Annotated in this window: 21 protein-coding genes; 8 read left to right on the top strand and 13 right to left on the bottom strand. The window is 62.7% G+C overall.

Translation table 11 applies throughout. The annotated features are described in order from the left end of the window. Nucleotide 1: 1 nt before the first annotated feature. From PJE01S_RS01410 to PJE01S_RS01395, 4 genes are all read right to left on the bottom strand, one after another. Nucleotides 2–724: an amino acid ABC transporter permease gene (locus tag PJE01S_RS01410; RefSeq protein WP_068831345.1), complete on the bottom strand. Its 723-nt coding sequence runs from the start codon at nt 722–724 to the stop codon at nt 2–4. 102 nt (nt 725–826) lie between these two features. Beyond that, nucleotides 827–1,726: a transporter substrate-binding domain-containing protein gene (locus PJE01S_RS01405; RefSeq protein WP_068831344.1), complete on the bottom strand. Its 900-nt coding sequence runs from the start codon at nt 1,724–1,726 to the stop codon at nt 827–829. Nucleotides 1,727–2,129: 403 nt separating this feature from the next. Further along, nucleotides 2,130–3,101, bottom strand: a complete 972-nt coding sequence (locus PJE01S_RS01400; protein WP_068831343.1) for a LysR substrate-binding domain-containing protein — start codon at nt 3,099–3,101, stop codon at nt 2,130–2,132. 158 nt (nt 3,102–3,259) lie between these two features. Next, nucleotides 3,260–5,107: an ABCB family ABC transporter ATP-binding protein/permease gene (locus PJE01S_RS01395; protein ID WP_068831342.1), complete on the bottom strand. Its 1,848-nt coding sequence runs from the start codon at nt 5,105–5,107 to the stop codon at nt 3,260–3,262. Nucleotides 5,108–5,156: 49 nt separating this feature from the next. Here PJE01S_RS01395 and PJE01S_RS01390 point away from each other — a divergent pair, with 49 nt between their 5' ends. The 8 genes from PJE01S_RS01390 to otsA all read left to right on the top strand — a co-directional run bounded on the left by PJE01S_RS01390 (nt 5,157) and on the right by otsA (nt 13,522). Continuing rightward, nucleotides 5,157–5,615 carry an acyl-CoA thioesterase gene (locus tag PJE01S_RS01390; RefSeq protein ID WP_084389293.1) on the top strand — a complete coding sequence of 153 codons (459 nt, stop codon included), beginning with the start codon at nt 5,157–5,159 and terminating at the stop codon, nt 5,613–5,615. A gap of 85 nt (nt 5,616–5,700) precedes the next feature. After that, complete coding sequence (locus PJE01S_RS01385; protein ID WP_068831341.1) at nt 5,701–6,657, top strand: complex I NDUFA9 subunit family protein; 957 nt, start codon at nt 5,701–5,703, stop codon at nt 6,655–6,657. Nucleotides 6,658–6,895: 238 nt separating this feature from the next. Beyond that, the gene (locus tag PJE01S_RS01380; protein WP_068831340.1) at nt 6,896–7,639 is read left to right on the top strand and encodes a glutathione S-transferase family protein; all 744 of its coding nucleotides are present in this window, start codon (nt 6,896–6,898) and stop codon (nt 7,637–7,639) included. 22 nt (nt 7,640–7,661) lie between these two features. Further along, the gene (locus PJE01S_RS01375) at nt 7,662–7,967 is read left to right on the top strand and encodes an NIPSNAP family protein (protein WP_068831339.1); all 306 of its coding nucleotides are present in this window, start codon (nt 7,662–7,664) and stop codon (nt 7,965–7,967) included. Nucleotides 7,968–8,035: 68 nt separating this feature from the next. Beyond that, nucleotides 8,036–9,316, top strand: a complete 1,281-nt coding sequence (locus PJE01S_RS01370; RefSeq protein WP_068831338.1) for a multifunctional CCA addition/repair protein — start codon at nt 8,036–8,038, stop codon at nt 9,314–9,316. Between the two features lie 102 nt (nt 9,317–9,418). Further along, on the top strand, nt 9,419–10,162 hold the full coding sequence (otsB, locus tag PJE01S_RS01365; protein WP_068831337.1) for a trehalose-phosphatase: 744 nt from the start codon (nt 9,419–9,421) through the stop codon (nt 10,160–10,162). After that, entirely contained in the window at nt 10,159–12,003 is a 1,845-nt protein-coding gene (locus PJE01S_RS01360; protein WP_068831336.1) for a glycoside hydrolase family 15 protein, read from the top strand. Before otsB ends, PJE01S_RS01360 begins: the two co-directional genes overlap by 4 nt. A gap of 133 nt (nt 12,004–12,136) precedes the next feature. After that, on the top strand, nt 12,137–13,522 hold the full coding sequence (otsA, locus tag PJE01S_RS01355) for an alpha,alpha-trehalose-phosphate synthase (UDP-forming) (protein ID WP_068831335.1): 1,386 nt from the start codon (nt 12,137–12,139) through the stop codon (nt 13,520–13,522). A 48-nt stretch (nt 13,523–13,570) separates the two neighbouring features. Here the strand turns inward: otsA and PJE01S_RS01350 are convergent, their stop codons facing one another. From PJE01S_RS01350 to PJE01S_RS01310, 9 genes are all read right to left on the bottom strand, one after another. Beyond that, on the bottom strand, nt 13,571–14,065 hold the full coding sequence (locus tag PJE01S_RS01350) for a thioesterase family protein (protein ID WP_068831334.1): 495 nt from the start codon (nt 14,063–14,065) through the stop codon (nt 13,571–13,573). 108 nt (nt 14,066–14,173) lie between these two features. Then, on the bottom strand, nt 14,174–14,878 hold the full coding sequence (locus PJE01S_RS01345; protein WP_068831333.1) for a TetR/AcrR family transcriptional regulator: 705 nt from the start codon (nt 14,876–14,878) through the stop codon (nt 14,174–14,176). A gap of 260 nt (nt 14,879–15,138) precedes the next feature. Then, nucleotides 15,139–16,293 (bottom strand): beta family protein, encoded by a 1,155-nt coding sequence (locus tag PJE01S_RS01340; protein ID WP_068831332.1) that lies wholly within the window; start codon nt 16,291–16,293, stop codon nt 15,139–15,141. After that, entirely contained in the window at nt 16,286–17,581 is a 1,296-nt protein-coding gene (locus tag PJE01S_RS01335) for an XRE family transcriptional regulator (protein WP_157090186.1), read from the bottom strand. The genes PJE01S_RS01340 and PJE01S_RS01335 overlap by 8 nt, the downstream gene beginning before the upstream one ends. Nucleotides 17,582–17,945: 364 nt before the next feature. Continuing rightward, nucleotides 17,946–19,016: an ABC transporter substrate-binding protein gene (locus PJE01S_RS01330; protein ID WP_084389291.1), complete on the bottom strand. Its 1,071-nt coding sequence runs from the start codon at nt 19,014–19,016 to the stop codon at nt 17,946–17,948. A gap of 35 nt (nt 19,017–19,051) precedes the next feature. Then, a complete protein-coding gene (locus PJE01S_RS01325; RefSeq protein WP_068831330.1) occupies nt 19,052–20,209 on the bottom strand; it encodes an NAD(P)/FAD-dependent oxidoreductase in 1,158 nt (385 codons plus the stop codon). After that, a complete protein-coding gene (locus tag PJE01S_RS01320) occupies nt 20,206–21,588 on the bottom strand; it encodes an NAD(P)/FAD-dependent oxidoreductase (protein WP_068831329.1) in 1,383 nt (460 codons plus the stop codon). Before PJE01S_RS01320 ends, PJE01S_RS01325 begins: the two co-directional genes overlap by 4 nt. Further along, nucleotides 21,585–21,902, bottom strand: coding sequence for a (2Fe-2S)-binding protein (locus tag PJE01S_RS01315; protein WP_068831328.1), 318 nt, complete (start codon nt 21,900–21,902; stop codon nt 21,585–21,587). The genes PJE01S_RS01320 and PJE01S_RS01315 overlap by 4 nt, the downstream gene beginning before the upstream one ends. Then, the gene (locus PJE01S_RS01310; RefSeq protein WP_068831327.1) at nt 21,899–22,693 is read right to left on the bottom strand and encodes an ABC transporter permease; all 795 of its coding nucleotides are present in this window, start codon (nt 22,691–22,693) and stop codon (nt 21,899–21,901) included. The genes PJE01S_RS01315 and PJE01S_RS01310 overlap by 4 nt, the downstream gene beginning before the upstream one ends.

Here is a 22,693-nt window from a genome sequence, read left to right as displayed (position 1 = left end):
GTCAGTGCCCTCCGCCCGCAGTGCCGGCCACGATGTAGCCGGGAATCCGCATTTTTTTCTCGACCAGGGCCATGACGCGGTTCACTGCAAACGCTGAAATGGCGTACAGCCCCGTCACGGCGATATAAATCTCGATACCGCGCGAGGTCTCTTCCTGCGCCTGCATGGCAAACATGGTGAGTTCGGCAATCGACACGGCAAACGCCACCGAAGAGTTCTTCAGCAGGTTCATCGACTCGCTGGTGAGCGGTGGAATGATGATGCGAAAAGCCATGGGCAATATCACATAGCGATAGGTCTGAAAGGTGGTAAAGCCCAGCGCCATGCCGGCATAACGCTGGCCGCGCGGCAAGGCCTGCACCCCGGCGCGCACCTGCTCGGCAATACGGGCCGAGGTAAAAAATCCCAGCGCCAGGACCACCAGAACGAAGCCGGGGACGTCCCTCATGGGCGGGATCACCTTTGGCACGACGAAATACCAGACAAAGATCTGGACCAGCAGCGGGATGTTGCGGAACAGCTCCACCCACGCATTGCTCAGCCGCACCAGCCAGGGGCTGTTGGGCAGAGTCCGAAAGGTCCCCATCAAGGCCCCCAGCACCATGGACACCACCCATGCACAGCCTGCGACAGACAGTGTCCAGCCCCAGGCGTCGAACATCCACCGCAGATAGGTACGACCGCTACCGTCGTCGTTTAAGAATACCTGCCAATCCCAAGTCATCACGGCTCCCGCAAATGGTTGTTGTGTAATTTTTAGCGACAGTAAACGAGAAACCCCGCCCGGGCAAGACGACCGGCGGGGTTTTCACGTCGGCAGCCCGGTTTACTTCTGGACGTATTCTTCCATGGGCTTGTCATTCGGGTTGTCCCAGGCGGCCTTGGTGCTGACGCTCAGCGCCAGGCCGACCTTGGTGTTCTTCGGCGGAATCGGCTGCAGGAACCATTTGGTCCACAGCTTGTTCATCTCGCCCGACTTGATCATGCTCTTGACCGTGTCGTCAGCCATGCGCTTGAACCAGGGATCGTCCTTGCGGATCATGATGGCGATGGGCTCAACGCTCAGCACCTCACCGACGATCTTGAAGTCGGATGGCTTCTTGGCCGTCGCGATGTTGCCGGCCAGGATGGAGCCGTCCATGACAAACGCATCGGCGCGACCCGACTCGAGCAGCAGGAAGCTGTCGGAGTGGTCCTTGCCGAAAACTTCCTTGAAGTCAACGCCGGCGGCGCGCTTGTTCCTGCGCAGCGTCTGCACCGACGTCGTTCCGGTGGTGGTGGCCACGGTCTTGCCGTTGAGCTGGGAGACCGAGGTGATGCCGGAGCTGGCCTTCACGGCGATGCGGACTTCTTCCACGAAAGTGGTGTCCACAAAAGCCACGTCCTTCTGACGCGCCAGGTTGTTGGTGGTGGAGCCGCACTCAATGTCCACCGTGCCGTTTTGCACGAGCGGAATGCGGTTTTGCGAGGTCACCGGCTGGTATTTCACTTCGAGCTTGCGGCCGGCCGCTTTTTCCAGGTTGGCGACGATGCGCTCACAGATTTCAACGTGGTAACCGGTGTACTTGCCGTCGCCCAGCGTATAGGACAGTGCGCCAGAGGAGTCGCGAACACCCATGGTCACAACGCCCGAGGCCTTGACTTTGGCAAGCGTGTCGGCGCCTTGCGCAAATGCGCCGCCGCCAGCGAGCAGGGCGACGGACAAAGCGATTAGCTTGAGTTTCATGGAGTCTCCTATAGAAATGAAACGGTTATCGAACTATTTTAGAGAGCTGGCCACCAGGCCAAGCCCAGGTTTACCCGGGCTCTTCAGAGCGGCACAGCCTGGGCTGCCAGCAAAGCACGCGCCCGAAAACGAGCGGTCAAACGGACAGGCATGGAACGCAGTAAAAAAACACGGTGCTGGAGCTTCCAAAATGGTGCGCGCATAAAAACCCGGAACTATAACGTTAATGTAAGCAGTCTTTGTGCCAGTTTTCGTCCCGGCCTTTCAATCCATGCCTGTCAGCCGGATGGACCGCCGGTTGCGGCCTGCCTTGAACGTGTGGCACTGTAAGTTTGCGGCCTTGAAAACACCAATGCTGTTTGCGCGCCCAGCTATGCGTTTTATTTATAAGGACTAAGGGTTGCTACCTAGTCGCCGCCTGAGCGCCGCCCCGGCCTGCCGCCTTGTCCTTGCCGCCGGCCTGGCTGGCCTGGGACTGCAAATAGTTCCACAGCGCCTGGGCATGGGTTTTGGCAGCCTCCTGCGACGTAGGCCGCTCGCGGTAAACGCGCACGTCCATGGTCATCTCCAGATCAGGGCCGGCACTGACCAGCTTTTTGGCCTTGAGCTCTTTCTTGACGGCGCTCAGCGGCAAAAAGGCAATGCCGTGCCCCTCCAGCGCCATGGCTTTCAGGCCCTCGGCCATGTCGGTTTCATAGACCCGGTCCAGGTGGATGGCGGTGCTGGACTGCTTGAGGATCAGGTCCACCACCCGGCCCAGGTAGGCGCCGGGCGCGTAGCCCAGGTAGGGCAGCGGTTGCCCGGCCCGGCCCGGCAGGCTGAACTCGGGCTCGCCCGCGGCGTTGGCCCGCGAAAAGGGCGCCAGCACCTCCTTGCCCAGCGAGACCATTTCATAGCGGTCGGGGTCCAGCTGGAAGGGCTGGGAATCATGATGGTAGGCGATCAGCAGGTCGCAGCTGCCTTCGACCAGGCGCAACACGGCGTCGTGCACGTTGAGCGCGATCAGGCGGCTTTTGATGGGGCCGAACTTCTCGCGCAGGCTGCTGACCCAGGCCGGGAAGAACGTGAAGGCCAGCGTGTGCGGCACCGCAAACTCGATGACGTCCTGGCCGGCCGCGGTGTGGCCGCGCAGCATGGCGCGCGTGGACTGCAGGCCCTGCAGCATTTCCAGCGACTGGCTGTACAGCGTCTGGCCGGCCGGCGTCAGGCGCGTCGGGTAGGAACTGCGGTCCACCAGGTCGGTGCCGGCCCAGGCTTCCAGCGCCTGGATGCGCCGCGAAAACGCGGGCTGTGTGACGTGACGCAGTTGGGCAGAGCGGCTGAAACTGCGCGTTTCAGCCAGACTGACGAAATCTTCCAGCCATTTGGTTTCCATGGAGGGGATTATGCGAGCTTGGCGGGCGCCTGACCTTGGGGGAACACCCATGGCCGGCAAACGCCGAAGGAATGCTGCGGCCGCCTCACAGCCCCAATCGCTATCAAATAAGTAGCTTACCGCGCCCTCACAACAAGGGCTGGAGCACTATTTACCTCTTAAATTTCGCCGGAACTCTGCTGCAGCGCCCACATCCGCGCATAAGCGCCTTGCCTGTCCAGCAGTTGCGCGTGCGTGCCGCGCTCCACTATTTGCCCGGCGTCCATCACCAGGATTTCGTGCGCATCGACCACGGTGGAGAGGCGGTGCGCAATCACCAGCGTCGTCTTGTTTTGCGCGGCGGCGCGCAGTTCGCCCTGGATGGCGCGCTCGTTGGCCGAATCCAGCGCCGAGGTGGCTTCGTCAAAAATCACCACCGGCGGGTTTTTCAGCAGGGTGCGGGCAATCGCCACGCGCTGCTTTTCACCGCCCGACAATTTCAGGCCACGCTCGCCCACCATGGTCTGATACCCCAGCGGCGTCGAGGCAATAAAGCCGTGGATGTGCGCCGCACGGGCGGCTTCTTCGACTTCGGAGTGGCTGGCGCCGGGCTTGCCATAAGCAATGTTGTATTCCACCGTGTCATTGAACAGCACGGTGTCCTGCGGCACGATGCCAATGGCCTGGCGCACACTGGCCTGCGTGACATGCTTGATGTCCTGCCCGGCAATGGTGATGCGGCCCTGCTGCACGTCGTAGAAGCGGTACAAGAGGCGCGCCAGGGTGGACTTGCCGGCCCCCGACGAACCCACCACCGCCACCGTCTTGCCCGGCGGTATGTCAAAGCTGACGTTGTGCAGGATGGGGCGCGCCGGGTCGTAGGCAAAGCCGACGTTTTCAAAGCGCACGGCAGGCGAGGCCTCAATGCGGATCGGCTGCGCACCCGGCTCGTCGGCGATTTCGCGCTCCCGCTCCATCAGCGCGAACATCTTTTCCAGGTCGGTCAGGCTCTGCTTGATTTCCCGGTAAATCACCCCCAGGAAGCCCAGCGGAATGTAGAGCTGGATCATGAAGGCGTTGACCATGACCAGGTCGCCCAGCGTCATGCGGCCATCGACCACGCCCTGCGTGGCGCGCCACAGCATGGCCACCAGCCCGAGCGCGATGATCAGCTGCTGCCCGGTGTTGAGCAGGCTCAGCGTGTTCTGGCTCTTGATGGCGGCCTTGCGGTAGCGCTTGAGGCTTTCGTCGTAGCGGGCGGCCTCGAATTCCTCATTGTTGAAGTATTTGACGGTCTCGTAGTTCAGCAGCGAGTCGATGGCGCGGCTGTGGGCCGACGAATCCAGCTCGTTCATGGTCTTGCGGAATTTCGTGCGCCATTCGGTCACGGTGACCGTGAAAAAGATGTAGAACACCAGCGCGATGCCGGTGATGCCGGCAAACCAGACGTCGAACTTGACGGCCAGCAGGCTCAGCACCAGGCTGACCTCGATCAGGGTCGGGATGATGCTGTACAGCGAATAGGAGATCAGCGAATGCACGCCGCGCGTGCCGCGCTCGATGTCGCGCGTCATGCCGCCGGTTTGCCGCTCCAGGTGAAAGCGCAGGCTGAGCGCATGCAGATGGCGGAACACCTCCAGCGAAATGCGCCGCGCCGCGCCTTCGGTAGCCTTGGCAAACACCAGCTCGCGCAGTTCGGTAAAGAGCGTGGTCGACAGGCGCAGCAGGCCGTAGGCCAGCAGCAAGGCCGCCGGCACCACCAGCACCGCCTGCACGTCGCCCGGCTTGAAACTCATGGCGTCGACCAGGTTTTTCAGCAGCAGCGGCACGCCCACATTGGCCAGTTTGGCGCCCACCATGAAGCTCAGCGCGGCAAAAACACGCCATTTGTACTCCCACAAATAGGGAAACAGCCGCTTCAGCGTGCCGAGATCCGAGCGCGCAGGGGTAGCCGCCGTGCGGGAGCCTGCCGCCGTCACGGAAGGCACAGGAAGGGAAGAATCGGCCGTAGAAGCTCGGGAACGCATGAGGGACAATCGTTTCTGGTTTGTATTAATTTCTATTCAGATTGTGCCTATGTCTTCCGAATCCAGCGCGCCCACGGGCATTACCGCCGAAGCCGGCGCTCACGCCGACGCACACCCCCTCAACGTCCACCTGCCCACCGACAAGGAGCTGGTGCTCAAGGTGATCCCCATGCCCGGCGACTGCAATGCCAACGGCGACATCTTTGGCGGCTGGGTCATGGCCCAGGTCGACCTGGCGGGCTCGGTCCTGCCTGCCCGCTACGCCAACGGCCGCATGGCCACCGTGGCCGTCAACCAGTTCGTCTTCAAGCAGCCGGTCCGGGTGGGCGACATCCTGTCGTTCTTTTCCAGCGTCAGCCGCATCGGCACGACCTCCGTCACGGTGCAGGTCGAGGTGTATGCCGAGCGCTTTAGGTCCCAGGGCCGCTACATCAAGGTCACGGAAGCCAGCCTGACCTATGTGGCGATTGACGACTCCGGCAGACCGCGCAAAATCGTCCGGGATTGACCGCCAGCGGCAGCCGCAGGGCCGAGGGCGGAAGAGATGTCAACTTTTCACGTAAGACCCCCACAAACACGCTAAATTAGGGTTTATGGAAAAAGTTCTTCTCCTGGGTGGTACCGGTTTTATCGGCGGTCATGTGTGCGAAAAACTGGTCCGCCAGCAATGCCGCGTGACCGTGGCCACGCGTCGCAGCGACAAGGCCCGGCACCTGCAGGTGCTGCCGTTGGTCGACGTGGTCGAGGTCGATGTGCATGACAGTGCCTCGCTCGCGCCCTTGCTGGCCGGGCACGAGGCGGTGGTCAACCTGGTGGGCATTTTGCACGGCTCGGAAGCCGACTTTGAAAAGGCGCATGTCCAGTTGCCGCTGGAGCTGGCGCGTGCCTGCGAGGCCAGCGGCCTGCGGCGCATCGTGCATGTCAGCGCGCTGGGCGCTTCGCTCAGCGCGGCATCAAAATACCAGCGCAGCAAGGCGCGCGGCGAAACGGTGCTGCTCAGCAGCGGGCTGGATGTGACGGTGCTGCGCCCCAGCGTGATTTTTGGCCCGGAAGACAAATTCCTCAACACCTTTGCCCGGCTGCAGCGACTGGCTCCAGTGGTGCCGCTGGCCGCCAGCGAGGCACGCTTTCAGCCCGTGTGGGTCGAGGACGTTGCCAGCGCGGTGCTGCACTGCCTGCAGGACAGGGGCACGATAGACCAGATCTATGAAGTTTGCGGGCCCGAAGTCTTCACGCTACGGCAATTGGTGAAGCTGGCAGGCCATTACGCCGGCATCAAGGGCGGCAAGGGCCGTCCCGTGATCGGGCTGCCTGCGCCGCTGGCGCGTTTGCAGGCCCGGCTGATGGCGCTGGCGCCGGGCGAGCCGCTGCTGAGCCAGGACAATCTCGACGCCATGGAAACCGACAACGTCGCCAGCGGCAAGCTGCCTGGCCTGCAGGCACTGGGCATTGCGCCGGCGGCACTGGAGGCCATCGCGCCCACTTATTTGGGCCTGCAGGGACTGCGCGGCGGCCTCACGGCGAAGCGCAAAGCGGCCGGAAGGATTTAGCCCCCACGCTTTTCACTTCGTGTAATGCGCTGCCCCCCGAGGGGGCCGCTGCGCCTGCGGTCTGGCAAAGCCAGTCCCGCGGCCCCGGCTGGCGTAGAGAGGAAGCCTCGGCCCTCCTGTTCGTTCGGGGCGGTGTAGCATCAATTTCGCGGTTTTTTTGCATCAATGGCGCGCTGGCGCGGCGGTAGGATCGCAAGTCATTGCATTTCAGCCTCCATTCTCAGCAGACAGGAATCCCATGCTCAAGCTCTACATCGGCAATAAAAACTACTCCTCCTGGTCCATGCGGCCCTGGGTGCTGCTCAAGCAGGCCGGCATTCCCTTCGAGGAGGTCAAGCTGCGTTTTGATTCGTTTGACGCCAACTCCAGCTTCAAGGAAAAAATCGGCCGCGTGAGCCCGGCAGGCAAGGTGCCGGCGCTGGACGACGGCGGCTTTGTGGTGTGGGACTCGCTGGCCATTGCCGAGTACCTGGCCGAGCGCTTCCCCGGTAAAAACCTCTGGCCCCAAAGCGTGCCGGCACGCGCCCGGGCGCGCAGCGTTTGCGCCGAAATGCACAGCGGCTTTGGCGCCCTGCGCTCGGCCTGCCCGATGAATATTGAAGCCGACCTGCAGGAGGCCGGTCAGCTGATCTGGCGCGACAAGCCCGCGGTGCGTGCCGATGTGCAGCGCCTGGTCGCCATGTGGAGCGAGCTGCTGGCCGAACACCAGGGACCCCGCACCGCCGCGGACGCCCCCTCGGGGGACAGGGAGACGAAGTCGACCGGGGGGGCTCGCTTCCTGTTCGGCGACTTCAGCATTGCCGATGCATTTTTTGCGCCGGTCTGCATGCGCCTGAAAAGCTATGCCCTGCCGGTGCCGGCCGAGATCACCGCCTACATCCAGCGCCTGAATGCCCTGCCCGGCGTCAAAGCCTGGGTGGACGACGCGCTGGCCGAAAACGATTTCCGCGATTTTGAAGAGCCCTACCGCATCAAGCGCTGAACCGCAGAAAGCAAGCCGCCTCATGGTCACCATTTACCTGCGCTACGTACTTGATGCCAGCAAGCTCAAGGAATTTGAGCATTACGGCAAACTGTGGATTCCGCTGGTCGAAAAATTCGGTGGCAAGCACCACGGCTACTTCATGCCCGGCGAAGGGGCGAATAACATTGCGCTGGCGCTGTTCACCTTTGGCAGCCTGGCGGCCTACGAAAGCTACCGCCAGCGTTCCTTCGAAGATTCGGACTGCCAGGCCGCCTTTAAGTACGCGGAAGACACCCGCTGCATCATCAGCTACGAGCGCAGTTTTTTCCGCCCCGTGTTTTCCTGACCAGCACCCGGGCGGCGTCATGCCGGCCCCGGCTGTAATTCAATCTCTTGAGCCGCTAAACTGCCGCCATGCAGATTTACATGGTTGGTGGCGCGGTGCGCGATACCTTGCTCGGTCTGGCCGTACAGGACCACGACTGGGTGGTGGTGGGGGCCACGCCCGAAGAACTGGTGGCCCAGGGCTACCTGCCGGTGGGCAAGGACTTTCCGGTGTTCCTGCATCCGCAAACCCGGGAGGAATACGCGCTGGCGCGCACCGAGCGCAAGACAGCACGCGGCTACCGCGGTTTTGTGGTCCACGCCAAGCCCGACGTGACGCTGGAGCAGGATCTGGCGCGGCGCGACCTCACTATCAATTCAATAGCTGCTCCCGCCCGATCTTCGGGGGCTGGAGCCGTATTTGATGCCGACTTCGAGGCCCTGATCGATCCTTACGGCGGGCAACGGGATCTGCGGGACAAGGTCTTGCGCCACGTGACCGAAGCCTTCCGCGAAGACCCGGTGCGCATCCTGCGGCTGGCCCGTTTTTCCGCCCGGTTTCCGGACTTTTCCGTGGCGTCCGAAACCCTGGCGCTGATGCAGGACATGGTGGCAGACGGCGAAGTCGATGCGCTGGTGCCCGAACGGGTGTGGCAGGAACTGGCCCGCGGCCTGATGGAGGACAAGCCGTCACGTCTGTTTGAGGTGCTGCGCGAATGCGGGGCGCTGCAAAAGCTGCTGCCTGAAGTTGCCAGGCTCTGGGGCGTGCCGCAGCGCGCCGACTACCACCCCGAGGTGGACACCGGCATCCACCTGATGATGGTGCTGGACATGGCGGCGCAGCTGGACGCCTCCTTGCCGGTGCGCTTTGCCTGCCTGTGCCACGACCTGGGCAAGGGCACGACGCCGGCCGATATTCTGCCCCGGCATACCGGCCACGAAGAGCGCAGCGCGCAGCAGCTCCTGGGCGTCTGCGAGCGCCTGCGGGTACCGACCGACTGCCGCGAACTGGCCGACGTGGTGGCGCGCGAGCACGGCAACATCCACCGCAGTGCCGAATTCGGCGCCGCCGCCGTGGTGCGGCTGCTGGAGCGCTGCGACGCCTTTCGCAAGCCCAGGCGCTTTGCCGACGTCCTGCTGGCCTGCGAATGCGACGCCCGCGGGCGCCTCGGATTTGAACAGGCCCCCTACCCTCAGCGCCCACGGCTGCTGGAGGCACTGGCTGCGGCCCAATCCGTGGCAACCCACCTGGTGGCCGCCGAGGCGCAGGCGGCCGGCCAGAACGGCAAGCAGGTAGGCGAGCTGATTCACCAGGCGCGGGTGGCCGCGGTAGACCAGCGCTGCGGCTTCCTGGCGGGAAAGAGCCCCTGAGTCACAGGGGAAAGTGCTGCAAAAGCGAAACCGGCCTACAGCCATTGAAGGCCGGTTTTGCTAAGGTTGGCAGCGATGCAGCTTTCACCCGCCCCTTCTTCAATGCCCCTGCCTGGCATTGGCCCGCAGACCGCACTTTTCCTGGACTTTGACGGCACGCTGGTCGACATCGCGCCGCAGCCCGAGGCCGTGCAGGTGCCCGCCGACCTGGTGCCGCTCCTGAGGCAGCTTGAACGACGGCTGAAAGGCGCGCTGGCCGTCGTGTCAGGACGCCAGCTCGCGGACCTGGATGGCTTTCTGGGGCCTTTGCAGCTCACCACGGCCGCCGAGCATGGTGCGCACCAGCGCTGGCCCGGCGGAAAGCTTCTTCGCCTGGCATCGCCCGACCTGCGGGAGCTCATTCGGCAGACCACGGCGCTGGCGGAAAGCCACCCCGGCCTGCACGTGGAAATCAAGCCCGCAAGCCTGGCGTTGCACTACCGCCAGGCCCCCGAGCTGGAAGCGCTTTGCCGGCAATTTATGGCGGAGGCAGCCGACCATACCTCAGGCGTCGAATTGCTGCACGGCAAATCTGTCTTTGAAGTCAAGCCGGCGGGCATCAGCAAGGGCAGCGCCATCGAAGCCTTCATGAGGGAATCGCCCTTCGCCGGCCGCCTGCCCCTGTTCGCTGGCGACGACACCACCGATGAGGCCGGGTTTTCGGCCGTTCAGGGTTTGGGCGGCCAGGGCATCAAGGTCGGCGAAGGCGCAACGCTGGCCCGCTACCGCTGCGCAACGCCGAAGGCACTGCGCCAGTGGCTGCGGGCAGCCTGCGATGAAAACACCACGGGGAGTATCCGCCCATGACCGTTGCCGAAGACTCCGTGCGCTTTGCACCACCCGCGGCACCTTCGCTCTCACTGGGAGTGGTCGGCAACTGCGCGTTCAGTGCGCTGATTGATGCACGCGGGCGTATCGTCTGGTGCTGCCTGCCGCGCTTTGATGGCGACCCGGTGTTCAACGCGCTGCTGCAACCGGGCACAGCCCAAACAGACGATGGCAACGTCCAGCCCAGCGCTTTTTCCATCGAGATTGAGGACTTCGCCGAGTCGCGGCAGTGGTACGAGCCCAATACCGCCGTGCTGCGCACCCAGCTGTTTGACAAAAACGGCCAGGGCATAGAAATCACCGACTTTGCGCCGCGTTTTTTCAGCCGCTCGCGCTTCTTTCGCCCCATGACGCTGGTGCGGCGCGTGCGTCCCCTCCATGGCGCGCCGCGCATCCGCGTGTCGCTGGACGTCCGTTTTGACTGGGGCCGGCGCAAACCCCTGATTACACGAGGCAGCAACCACCTGCGCTATGTAGGTGATGCACTGACGCTGCGGCTGACCACCGACGCCCCGCTGTCTCACCTGCTGTCCAAACAGCCTTTCGTGCTGACGCGCGAGCACAATTTTCTGCTGGGCGCCGACGAGTCGCTGGCCGACGGCATTGCCGATACGGCGCGGCTGTTTGAACAGGAAACCGTGACTTACTGGCGCCGGTGGAGCCAGCGCCTGGCCATTCCGCAGGAGTGGCAGGAAGCGGTGATCCGCGCGGCCATCACGCTCAAGCTGTCCCTGTTTGAAGACACCGGCGCCATCGTCGCCGCCATGACCACCAGCATCCCGGAGGCGCCGGGCAGCCAGCGCAACTGGGATTACCGCTACTGCTGGCTGCGCGATGCCTTTTTTGTCGTGCGTGCACTCAACAGCCTCTCGGAAGTGGGCACCATGGAAGACTACCTGCGCTGGCTGAGCAACGTGGTGGTGCAGGCCAACGGCGGCCACATCCAGCCGCTGTACGGCATTGGCCTGGAGCGCGAACTGCCCGAATCCGTCGTGGCGCATCTGGGCGGCTACCGTGGCATGGGGCCGGTGCGCGTGGGCAACCAGGCACAAGAGCATTTTCAGCATGACGTCTATGGCAATGTGGTGCTGGGTGCGGCGCAGGCTTTTCATGACCTCCGGCTGCTGCACCGCGCAGGGCCGGCCGAGTTCAAGCGGCTCGAAGCCGTCGGCGAGCAGGCGGCAAAAAATTACGACCAACCCGACGCCGGCATGTGGGAGTTGCGCACGCGTGCCCGCGTGCACACTTCCTCGGCCCTGATGTGCTGGGCGGCGTGCGACCGCCTGGCCAAAATTGCGCGGGTGCTCCAACTGCCCGAGCGTGCCGCCTACTGGCAAGGCCATGCCCAGCAAATGCAGGCGCGCATTTTGCATGAGTCCTGGTGCGAAGAGCGCCAGGCCTTTGCCGAAAGTTTTGGCGGGCGGGACCTGGATGCCAGCGTGCTGCTGATGATTGAGGTGGGCTTTATCGACCCGAAAGATCCGCGCTTCATCACCACCGTGGACGCGCTGGAGACCCATTTGTGCGACGGCCCCTACATGCGCCGCTACGAGGCCTCCGACGATTTCGGCAAGCCGGAAACCGCCTTCAATATCTGCACGTTCTGGCGCATCGATGCCCTGGCGCGCATTGGCCGCAAGGCGCAGGCGCGTGAAATTTTTGAAACCATGCTGGCCGCACGCAACCATCTGGGCCTGCTGTCGGAAGACACGCACCCGGTCACCGGCGAGATGTGGGGCAACTTCCCGCAGACCTATTCCATGGTGGGCATCATCAACGCGGCGGTCCGCCTTTCCGCGCCCTGGGATAGTCAGGTATGAACACCCCCGCCGGATGCTCACTTCGTGTAGCACCTCCCCCCCTTGCAGGGGGCTGGCGCCTGCGGCCCGGCAAAGCCGGTTCCGCGGCCCCTGCTGGTGTCAGCAGCCAACTCTCCATATTCGGTCGCACGGGATGAGTCGCTTGGTTGTTGTCTCCAACCGCGTGGCCGATCCGCGCAAGGCGGCGGCGGCTGGCGGCCTGGCCGTGGCGCTGGGCGATGCGCTCAACGCCACCGGTGGACTCTGGTTCGGCTGGAGCGGCACCGTGGTTGAGGGCGGGGCCCCCGGCGAAGGCGAGCTGCATGTGCAGCAAGCCGGCAACGTCACACTGGCCACCGTGGACCTGTCCGCCGAAGACCACGCCGGCTATTACCTGGGCTACAGCAACGGCGTGCTCTGGCCGGTGTTTCATTACCGGCTGGATCTGGCGCGTTTTGACGCGGGTTTCATCGGCGCCTACCGCCGCGTGAACCAGCTGTTTGCACGCAAGCTGATGACGCAACTCAAACCCGACGACATCCTCTGGGTGCACGACTACCACCTGATTCCGCTGGCCGCCGAATTGCGCGCCTTGGGCGCTACCCAACGCATCGGGTTTTTCCTGCACATTCCGCTGCCGCCGCAGCAGGTGCTGGCGGCCATCCCCCAGCACGAATGGCTGATGCGTGCCATGTTTGACTACGACCTGTTGGGCTTTCAGAGCGAGGCCGACCTGCAAAACTTTTCGCGCTATGTGCAGGCCGAGGCCGGTGCCGTGGACCTGGGTGAGCATCGTTTTCGGGCCTTTCACCGCACCGTGCAGGCAGGAGCCTTCCCGATTGGCATTGACGTGGATGAATTCGCAGCGCTCACGCATGGCAAGGAAGCGAGCGACATGTATGACCGCATGAAAGAGGAGTATTCGCGCCGCAAACTGCTGCTGGGCGTGGAGCGTCTGGACTATTCCAAAGGCCTGCCGCAACGCTTGCGCGCGTTTGAGGCCCTGCTAAAAAAATACCCGGAAAACATTCGCAGCGCCACGCTGATCCAGATTGCCTCGCCAAGCCGGGAAGACATGGGGACCTACACCGACCTGCTCCAGGAACTGGAGAGTCTGTGCGGCGCCACCAATGGCAACTTTGGCGAGCTGGACTGGATGCCCGTCCGCTTCATCCACCGCAATGTGGCGCGCAAGCGCCTGCCCGGGCTTTACCGCGCGGCACGGGTGGCGCTGGTCACGCCGCTGCGCGACGGCATGAATCTGGTGGCCAAGGAATTCATTGCCGCGCAGGACCCGGCAGATCCCGGGGTGCTGGTGCTGTCCCGCTTTGCGGGGGCTGCGGAGCAGCTGAAAGAGGCCTTGCTGGTCAACCCCTACGACACAGACGGCACGGCGGACACCATGCAGCGGGCGCTTCAGATGCCGTTGCAAGAGCGGCAGGCGCGGCACCAGAGGCTGCTTAAAAATATCCGGGAGCAGGATGTGCACTGGTGGCGCCAGCGCTTTCTGGACATGCTCGGGAACGCCTGCAACGGATAGCTTGCGGCGGCTTCCAGAAAATCCGGTGCCGGCCTTAGGCGCGGAAAACTACGAGACGATATAAGCCGCAGCCGCCGTGGAAAAAAGCTTGCCGTCGGCCCCCAGAAACTCCATGCGCGTGCTCGCCACCCGCGAGCCCAGGCGCAGCACCTCGGCGCGCAGCTCAAAGTGATCGCCTATGCCGGGACGCAAATAGTCCACCCGCAGGTCAATCGTGCCGAGCTTGGCAAAACGGTGCAGCCGCTGCAGGGGCGTTTCGTCCATGTGGCGCGCACCAATGGCCGCCATCACCGCCAGCCCGCCCATGGCGTCCAGCCCGGCGCTGATCACGCCGCCGTGAATGCGGTTGTGGGCATAGTGGCCTATCAGCTCGTTGCGCATGTCGATGCGGGCCATCACCCGGTCGGCCCTGAGCGAGCTGATCTTCAGGCCCAGCAATTTGTTGAAAACTATCTTTTCTTCAAAGATGTTTTTGAGGCCCGTGACGAACTCTTCTTCAAATTCAATGTCGGGAACAGCGGGGGCGGTCAGTGCTTTGCTCATCGTTCTGGTTGTCATTCGGCGCAGTCCTTCAAAATTTTTCAACATGCCAGCCCGAGCAGCCCGTGCGCGGCGCAGCCCACCGCCCCTGCCTCACGGCGATCAAGCGCTTCATGACGAGCAGGGGGCCTGCAAAAAAAGCGCCATGGCCGCGTCCGCCAGGTCATCCAGGGAAGCATCCTTGCGGGCATCAAACCATTGCACCGACCAGTTGAGTGCGCCAAAGATCAGCAGGCGCGCCAGCTTGAGGGGGGCCTTGAGTCGGCCCGTGCGGGTCAGGGCCTCCAATACGGGCACCCAGACGGCCTCGTAGTCGCTGCGCAGTTTGGCCAGCGATGCCCGTTGCCTCGCCGTGAGCGCCCGCGATTCGTAAAGCATGACGGGAATGAAATCACTGCCCGGACCCAGCAATACATCGAAATGATTGTGGACCAGCACGCGAAGCAGGGCGGACGGGTCGGGCGCTGCCTGCGCGGCGGCTTGCAGGACCGCCGTCTGCCGCGCAATGGCGGAGCGCATGCCCTCGTCCACCACGGCGTAGAGCAGCGCGCCCTTGCTTTTGAAGTGATAAAAGGGCGAGCCGCTGTGCATGCCCACCGCCGCGGCGATGTCGCGCGTGCTGGTGGCGTCAAAACCCTTCTTGTGAAACAGCCGGGCCGCGGCATTGACCAGTTCCACCCGCCGGTTACCGTCGTCTCGTTCGTCCAGGGTTTTGCGGGGGCGGCCGCGCGGCCGCTTTCCTGAAGCAGCGGGCGCGCTCTGAGGCTCAGTGGGAACGCGAGCGGCAGGGCGGGCGCGCGCAGCGGGTTTGTCCATGGGGACAGACCTTAGCAAAAGACGATATTTTTAGCAATCAATTGCTTTGTGAAAATGTTGCATATCCTGCTTCTGCAAAGAATCGTCAAGTCGCCCAGGCATCGACCATAGGCAGTTATCGATAGCTAGCAGCACTCAGTGCAGTAACAGCGTGCCAGTATGAGCACCCCTCGACGATGCACGCCGATGATGGCGTCTAAGTCATGATCCATGGCTCTGGTGCCTCACACTCGGCTAAACCCCTACCGGCTGAACGGTGACTATCGAGTTAGTTCCAAAGATTGCTGCGCTCCGGCTGGAGCGTTGGGCAACGTCGAGATAGGAATCTTGCGAACTGTAGCTATATCCGCAACCACTCGGGTAATGTGGTGCGTCGTGTTCACCTGGCGCCAAGTCGTTGCATTGCCGGCCTTCGATGAGTTGTTGCGGGCCACATCGTAGATGTACGCATCTGCATTGGAAAAGGTCGGGCCGGAGAACTCCCCGCTGTCCACGATCCGCTCAAAGACATCCTTCATGACCTCGTAGTCAGAGCCCTCGCCATTTCCTCGCGTCACGAGCCAGTCCGATGCGGTGGTGTAACGGCAATGTCGGATCGCCTGCGCACGACCCGCCTTGAAGTCGATCTTGGCATTGTCCGCCGCAAAATCCCCGAACACCATCTGGTGTGCCGTTGACGGGTCGAACTTGACGGCTTCCGTCCAGGCGTGCCACTCGTTGCGGGGTTGAATAAAAGTTTGCCCAGGCTTGGCCGGATTCTTTTCTGGATAGTGCGTGCCCCGGAAGACGATCATTTGCCACTGGCCGAGACTTTGCAGTTGCTCCAGTGCGCCGCGAATGATGGGAGCAACAAATGAGGGCTCAGAAAGGTCCGCATCCGTGAAGTCGGCAATCACGGCGCACTCCGAGGGTCTTAAGCTCAAACCCGCCAGTACCGCCTGGACGCGAGTTCCCACATTGGGATCAGTCATGTCGCCCGACAGGATAGACAAGCCGAACTTCATGCCATCGCCGCGTGAAATCGCAGCCTTGAAGGCGGCGACGCCCATCGTCTCCAGTGTGACCAAGCTGGCGACGGGGATGGCGATCACGCTCAAGTTGCGTGCGCGGCTGAAAAGTGCAGGGAGCCAGCTCACCGCATTCTCCGTGCCGTACTCCTTGAAAAGCACCCGAGGGTCAACGAAGGCGGGCCGATGAACCCAGTACTTTGCCAACACACCGCCCACATCGGGAATGGACTTGCCTCCGGCAAAGAGCGATTCCTGGCTTGAGCTGCTGCGCTCTTTGGCAGGCGGCACGATCAAATTGGGGATGACGCAATCGGCGACATCGCTGCGCAACCAGGACAGTCCTTCCATCTCTCCCATCTTCATGCGAAGTGTTGACATGTAGATAAACCGCTTGCGACTATTCATCTTTAACCTCAGGTAGGAAAAGTTTGCGGACTGTACCCCGACCGATCTTGTCCGAAAAGATCGTGTAGTTTTTACGCTCGAAGCGAATTCGGCCAAAAATGATGGCGGGCGCAATATTCAGTTGCTTAGCCAGATTTTCAATCGGCGCGGACGTCTTGGCAATTCGCGCGGGCGTGCGCGACCATAGTTCCTCGGGCACCAGCAGGTCCGATGCGAACTTGTTGGCCTCCTGCTCGAACTCATCTACTTCCGCGTGCTCGACATCGTCAAAAAATCCGGATGCTAGGCCAGTCTTGTAGTGCAGGATGACGTGAGCGACCTCATGCATTAACGTGAACCAGAAGTTGTCTAGTGCATCGCGCCGTAGAGTCAATCCGATGACCGGAATGCTTTCGACCAGAAAAGCTGCACCATCGACTTCCATGCCTGGAATGTTTCTCTCGATGATGAGCACGATCCCATGCTTTTTTAGCAGTGTCTGTGCTTGCAACGGCCCTTCCGCGTTCGCACTAAGCTTGGCCAACTGCCTCAGCCAAGACACATCCAATGGCCGATATGAGAGTTGCTCACTGTCAATGATGCGCTCTGCACAACGAGTAACCTGCGCTTTCCAGGAAAGTAGTACCCAATCTTCAGAATGATCCTTGACGTTAATGCCAGTTCTCAGTAACGAGGGTGTTCCATATCTTGTGACGTGCTCCGACACATAACGAATTAGTCGCTTGCTGCGATCCTCTTGATCCGAATCTTGGTCCTCGAACCAGTTATGAGTTCGGGCATGCTTCAGCACTTTTTGGACCTCAGCCTGGCTTAAATCCGGAGGTGGCAGCCACTTCGCCATGTGGGACGGCTGGAACTGAGCAGAGAACTCGACAGAAAGAGCGCGGGCCACTTTCATAAAGTTTCCAAGACTAATACTGCGATACCGCTCGGATTCCCAACGCTGTATTGACTGCTCCTGCCTGCCTAGCTTCCTTGCTAGATCCTTCTGCTTCCAGTTTTGAGCAAGCCGAGCAACGATCAGGAGGTCGCCCAAATCGTTGCCTACCTGTTCTTGCATTAGCGCCGTATTGCCTTCTTGAGCAAGACGGAAGGCTTCGAGCTTCTCGGTCAGTTCGCGTTTTTCGGTGGTCAGCGAACGGCGAATGCCTTCGATAGCTAGTTCGGGTAAGCCTTCGATGATGGACTTAAGCGTTTGATCAGACGATAAAGCCAAAGAAATCTTATCGATCTCGGCTTCGAGATCGCGAGCCTGACGGTCAGTGGAGACAAGTGGAATGGAGGACACCAAGGTATTTTACACAACAAATGTGTTGTGTCTAGAGCGTGCGCTTTTAACCCGGGTTTTGTGACTTCAACAAAGTAACTGCTTCTTTGATTTACTTTTGGAGGGATGTGCGGCAGGGTAACAACTTTATCGAACCATAGGTCAATGCTGACTATCGATAAGTACATATTGACGCTACTTTCCGCTGAAGCTCTCCTGCTAAAGCGTGGGGAATGTGATGGTTTCTCTGCTCTGCTTTTTATAGCACACCAAGCCCATCATAAAAGGGCGTAGCACCAGTTCATGCCCAAAGCACACCTAACGCGCCTGGCTGGCAGGGGCGGGCTCCCGCCCTCATCTGCCAGCCAGCCACGCGGTCAGCGAATCAGCGCTCGACCGTCTTGTTCCAGCGCGCATTCCAGGCCGGGCGGTTTTCGTTGATCACGTCCCAGTCGACGGTGACGGCCGTCTTCATGTAGTCGCCAAACTGTTTGAGTTTGCGCTTGGCATCGTCGCCCACGGCCTGCGATTTGGGGTTGGACGGAATCTGGTTGCCGTGCTGCAAGCCGGCAGCCTGTGCCTCGGCAGTGAGCAGGTATTCGGCCAGCTTTTGCGCCAGCACCGGTTCGCTGTTGTTGGCAAGAACGCACTCGGCCGACATCAGCACCACCGAGCCCTCCTTGGGCTGTGCGTATTCGACCGCGATGCCTTTTTCCTGAAGGCCGGCTACGGCGGTGGGGGTCAGTGGCGCAATGGCGGCTTCGCCGGTCTGCATCATTTCTGACAACTTGGCCGAACTGGGGATGTATTCGAGCACATTGCTGCCTATGCTGGTCTTCCAGGCGTTGAATCCGGGCTCGACGTTTTTGTCGGTGCCGCCCTTGATGCGGTTGAACATCAGGAAGCCATGCAGGCCAAAGGTCGAAGACGACAGCGACTGGAACACGACCTTGCCCTTGAATTTCGGGTCGGCCAGGTCCATCCACGAGGTGGGCGCGGGCCAGCCTTTTTCGGCAAACATTTTCTTGTTGTAGACCAGGCCCGTCATGCCCATGGTCACGCCGGTCGCCATGTCGCCCTTGAAGCGGGCGGCGGGATACACTTCATTGAGCGCCGCGCTGGGCTTCATCTTTTCGCACAAGCCCATGCCAATGGCGCGCACCATGATGCCGTCGTCCAGAAACATGACGTGCATTTGCGGCTTGTCCTTGTTAGCCTGGGCCTTGGCCAGAATGTCGGATGAGGTGCCGGGCACCACCACCACTTTCACGTTGTTGGCTTTTTCGAATGCCGGGAAAACATGTTCGGTCCAGGTTTTTTCCATCACCCCGCCATTCATGCCGATATACAGGGTTTTGGTTTGGGCCATGGCCACGCTGGCGGACATGCCGGCCACGGCAACGGCGAAAGACACCGCAGTGATGCGGGCGGACAAGAAACGTGAGGACAGGTTCATGAGCTTCTCCTGGAAACAAGGTTAAACATCGAGGGCTAGACAACAGCTGACGGGACAAGTCCGGTGGTTGCCACACGCGGGTTTGAAGTAAAACGTGAAACAGAAAATGCGGCCAGCGGTGTGGCGGTTTGACCATCACGCACCAGGTCGGCCAGCACCGCACCGACGGCGGGACCAAGCTGGAAACCGCCGCCGGCAAAACCGAATGCATGAATCAGGCCCGGTGTGGTGGCGCTGGGGCCCAGCACCGGCTGGCGGTCCGGTAAATAGCCTTCGGTGCCGCTCCAGGTGCGGATGATGTGGGCATTGCGCAGCGTCGGCAGCAGTTCAACAGTCTGCTGCATCAGCGTGGCCAGGCCGCTGCGCTGCACCCGGGCGCGCTGGTCGTCCAGCGCATAGCCCCGGCCGCCACCGATGACGCAATTGCCGCGCGCCACCTGCCGCGCGTAAACGCCGCCGCCTTCCACGCCCAGGCTGAAATTCAGGAACACCGGCAGGGGTTCGGTCACCGCCATTTCGGGATGGCCGGACTCCATGGGCACGGCATCACCAAACTGCGCCGCAATGGTGCCGGCCCAAGCGCCCGCACAGTTGAGTAAATGCCTGGCGCGGACTTCCAGCGCATCGCCCGAGCGCATTACAAACGCCGAACCGTCGTGCGCCGCTTCGTCGATGCGCGTCTGCTCGCGCACATCCGCGCCCAGCCGCCGCGCGGCCAAGGCAAAGGCCGGCGACACCAGACGCGGATTGGCCTGTCCGTCCTCCGGGCACAGGGACGCACCCACGGCGGCTTTTCCCAGCCAGGGGCAGCGCTCGCGCAAGGCGCGCGCGGACAGCATTTCGAGCGCCATGCCGAAGTCCCGCGTGTGCTCCCGGTAGCTTTCCAGCGCGGCCAGATCGGCCTCGCTGCGCGCAATTTTCAGGTGACCGGAGCGCAGGTATTCGCCGTCAATGCCTATGAGTTCCGGCAGCTGGGACCAGATGCCCTGGGCGCGCTGCGACAGCGGCAATTGGCTGAGCGGCCGGCCCTGGCGCCGCACGCCGCCATAGTTCACGCCGCTGGAACGCGAGCCGCAAAGGTCGCGCTCCAGCAAGACCACCGACAGGCCCATGCGGCGCAGGAACAAGGCGGCCGACGAGCCCATGATGCCGCCGCCAATAATGGCCACGTCGGCAGAAATGCGTTCCATCATGCGGTCTCCCCGTCCACCCGCGCCATCACCGCAAAGGGCAAGGGCTTGATGGGTGCCTGGCCGCGCAGCCGGCCCACGGCATCGGGCGCCACCGCACAGGCCTGCGCCAGGATTTCTGCCGCAGCCACGCCACAGGTGCGGCCCTGGCAGCGGCCCATGCCCACGCGCGTCAACGCCTTGAGCCGGTTCATTTCGCGCGCACCGGTGTCACTCGCGCATTGCCGCAATTGGCCCGCCGTGATTTCCTCGCAGCGGCAAATCACCAGCTCGTCGGGTGCGCTGGCGGCCCAGTCCTGCGGGAAGGGAAAGGCGCGCTCCAGCCCGATGCGAAAGGCTGCCGTGCGCGCCAGCCGGGCTTCCAGTTCAGAGGCCCGCACAGCATCCACGGCCTTGCCGGCATCCGCCAGCAGCGCCAGCGCCGCGCGCTCGCCCGCCCACTCGGCGGCGTCGGCGCCCATGATGCCGGCCCCATCGCCCGCCAGGTACACGCCCGGCACGCTGGATCGCCCTGCCGCATCGCGCTCGGGCAGCGCGGCGCGCTGCAAGGCGTTGTAGCTGAAACGGCAGCCCAGCAGGTCGGCCAGCTGGGTTTCGGAGCGCAGCGCATAGCCGAAGGCCACGGCATCGCAGGCCACTTCGCGCTCGTTGGCCCCGTCTCGCCAGCGCATGGCCGCAACCTGCATGTCACCCGTGGCGCGCAGCAGCCGCACGCCCTGGTGCACCGGCACGCCGTGCGCCAGCAGCCAGCCCAGGTAATACAGGCCTTTGGCGAACACCGCCGGCTGGCGCAGCATGGCGGGCACGGCTGCCGCCTTGTCCTTGAAACCGGCGGTGTCCAGCACCGCGACCACCTTCGCGCCGGCTTTCGCATACTGGTAGGCGACCAGGTAGAGCAGAGGCCCGGTGCCGGCGATAACCACGCGCGAGCCGATGGCGCAGCCCTGGTACTTCAGCGCCACCTGCGCAGCGCCCAGCGTATAGACGCCGGGCAGCGTCCAGCCCGGAAACGGCAAGACGCGATCGGTTGCGCCGGTGGCCACAATGAGCTGGCTGTAGGGCAGCGTGCCCATGCGCCCGCGGCTGAGCAGATCAAGCCGGCCGCCTTCGGCGCTCCAGACCAGGGTGTCGGGCCGGTAGTCAATACGGCCCAGGATGCCGGCCATGGCGCCGTGCAGCGCGTCGGCACGCTTGGCCTCAAAACCGTACAGCGTTTGCTTGGACCGGTTGAAACCGACGGGCGGCTGGCGATAAATCTGCCCACCCCAGCGTGGCGCTTCATCCACCACCACCGGCCGCACGCCGTGCGCCACCAGCGTCTGGGCCGCGCGCACACCCGCCGGCCCGGCACCCACAATGACGGCTTGCAGGGTTTTCGTCATTCGAGCCCCTCCACGCCCGTGACCAGACGCATGCCCTCTTCAATAAAGGTGGCGCAAGCGCGCAGGCGCTGGCCCGATTCGGTGCTGATCCAGCAGTCCTGGCAGGCGCCCATCATGCAAAAACCGGCGCGCGGCTCGCCGCTGAACTCGCTGCGGCGCAACTGCGCGCTGTGCGTCAGTACCGCGGTCAGCACGGTGTCACCGACCAGCGCGGTGAGCGCCTGGCCGTTGAGCACAAAGCCCACCGGCCTGCGGTCGGTTTCGGCCACGCGTTGAAGAAGTGCCACGGGTCTTTCCTTGGTGAACGGGGTCATTTGTGCCCCACCAGAATCTTGTCGAGGCCGTAGACGCGGTCCAGCACCAGCATGGCGACGGCGGTGAGCGCCACCATGAGCGCCGAGACGGCCGCCATCAGCGGGTCAATCGATTCGGTGGCATACATGTACATGCGTACCGGCAGCGTCACGGTGGACGGCGCCGTGACAAAGATGGACATGGTCACTTCGTCAAAGCTGTTGATGAAGGCGAGCAGCCAGCCGCCGGTCACGCCGGGCAAAATCATCGGCAAGGTGATGCGCCGGAACACCGTGGCCTGGCTGGCGCCCAGCGACAGGGCGGCCTGCTCAGCGCTGCGGTCGCTCCCTTCCACGGAAGCCAGCACCAGCCGCAGCGCATAGGGCGTGATGATGACCACATGCGCCAGGGCCAGCCAGAAGAAGCTGCCGGTCGCGCCTATCAGCGAAAAGGTGCGCAGCAGCGCCACGCCCAGCACCAGGTGCGGAATGATCAGCGGCGACAGAAACAGGCCGTTAAGGAAATTGCGGCCCGGGAAGCTGTGGCGCGCGATGGCCAGCCCGGCAGGAACGGCAATAGCGGTGGCCAGCGTGGCCGACAGGAAGGCGAGCCACAGGCTGTTCTTGAAGGACTGCACAAAGTCGGAATGGGCAAACACCGCCTTGAACCAGCGCAGCGAAAACTGCGTCGTGGGAATGCTGAGCGTGTTGCCGGGCGTGAAGGCCACCACGCAGACGATGACGAGGGGCGCCATCATGAAGGCGATGACGAGGGCGTTGAAGAGCAGCGCGATGGGACCGTTTTTTGACAT

The organism is Polaromonas jejuensis NBRC 106434 (assembly GCF_001598235.1).
Classification (GTDB): domain Bacteria; phylum Pseudomonadota; class Gammaproteobacteria; order Burkholderiales; family Burkholderiaceae_C; genus Polaromonas; species Polaromonas jejuensis.
This window is presented reverse-complemented; position numbering and strand designations above follow the sequence as displayed.

Coding starts and splice junctions, on each gene's coding strand:
- PJE01S_RS01345 (WP_068831333.1), bottom strand. CDS start 14,878: ATGGACAAACCCGCTGCGCGCGCCCGCCCTGCCGCTCGCGTTCCCACT.
- PJE01S_RS01370 (WP_068831338.1), top strand. CDS start 8,036: ATGCAGATTTACATGGTTGGTGGCGCGGTGCGCGATACCTTGCTCGGT.
- otsB (WP_068831337.1), top strand. CDS start 9,419: ATGCCCCTGCCTGGCATTGGCCCGCAGACCGCACTTTTCCTGGACTTT.
- PJE01S_RS01310 (WP_068831327.1), bottom strand. CDS start 22,693: ATGTCAAAAAACGGTCCCATCGCGCTGCTCTTCAACGCCCTCGTCATC.
- PJE01S_RS01400 (WP_068831343.1), bottom strand. CDS start 3,101: ATGGAAACCAAATGGCTGGAAGATTTCGTCAGTCTGGCTGAAACGCGC.
- PJE01S_RS01320 (WP_068831329.1), bottom strand. CDS start 21,588: ATGACGAAAACCCTGCAAGCCGTCATTGTGGGTGCCGGGCCGGCGGGT.
- PJE01S_RS01340 (WP_068831332.1), bottom strand. CDS start 16,293: ATGAATAGTCGCAAGCGGTTTATCTACATGTCAACACTTCGCATGAAG.
- PJE01S_RS01325 (WP_068831330.1), bottom strand. CDS start 20,209: ATGATGGAACGCATTTCTGCCGACGTGGCCATTATTGGCGGCGGCATC.
- otsA (WP_068831335.1), top strand. CDS start 12,137: ATGAGTCGCTTGGTTGTTGTCTCCAACCGCGTGGCCGATCCGCGCAAG.
- PJE01S_RS01315 (WP_068831328.1), bottom strand. CDS start 21,902: ATGACCCCGTTCACCAAGGAAAGACCCGTGGCACTTCTTCAACGCGTG.
- PJE01S_RS01390 (WP_084389293.1), top strand. CDS start 5,157: ATGTCTTCCGAATCCAGCGCGCCCACGGGCATTACCGCCGAAGCCGGC.
- PJE01S_RS01385 (WP_068831341.1), top strand. CDS start 5,701: ATGGAAAAAGTTCTTCTCCTGGGTGGTACCGGTTTTATCGGCGGTCAT.
- PJE01S_RS01375 (WP_068831339.1), top strand. CDS start 7,662: ATGGTCACCATTTACCTGCGCTACGTACTTGATGCCAGCAAGCTCAAG.
- PJE01S_RS01380 (WP_068831340.1), top strand. CDS start 6,896: ATGCTCAAGCTCTACATCGGCAATAAAAACTACTCCTCCTGGTCCATG.
- PJE01S_RS01360 (WP_068831336.1), top strand. CDS start 10,159: ATGACCGTTGCCGAAGACTCCGTGCGCTTTGCACCACCCGCGGCACCT.
- PJE01S_RS01395 (WP_068831342.1), bottom strand. CDS start 5,107: ATGCGTTCCCGAGCTTCTACGGCCGATTCTTCCCTTCCTGTGCCTTCC.
- PJE01S_RS01350 (WP_068831334.1), bottom strand. CDS start 14,065: ATGAGCAAAGCACTGACCGCCCCCGCTGTTCCCGACATTGAATTTGAA.
- PJE01S_RS01405 (WP_068831344.1), bottom strand. CDS start 1,726: ATGAAACTCAAGCTAATCGCTTTGTCCGTCGCCCTGCTCGCTGGCGGC.
- PJE01S_RS01410 (WP_068831345.1), bottom strand. CDS start 724: ATGACTTGGGATTGGCAGGTATTCTTAAACGACGACGGTAGCGGTCGT.
- PJE01S_RS01330 (WP_084389291.1), bottom strand. CDS start 19,016: ATGAACCTGTCCTCACGTTTCTTGTCCGCCCGCATCACTGCGGTGTCT.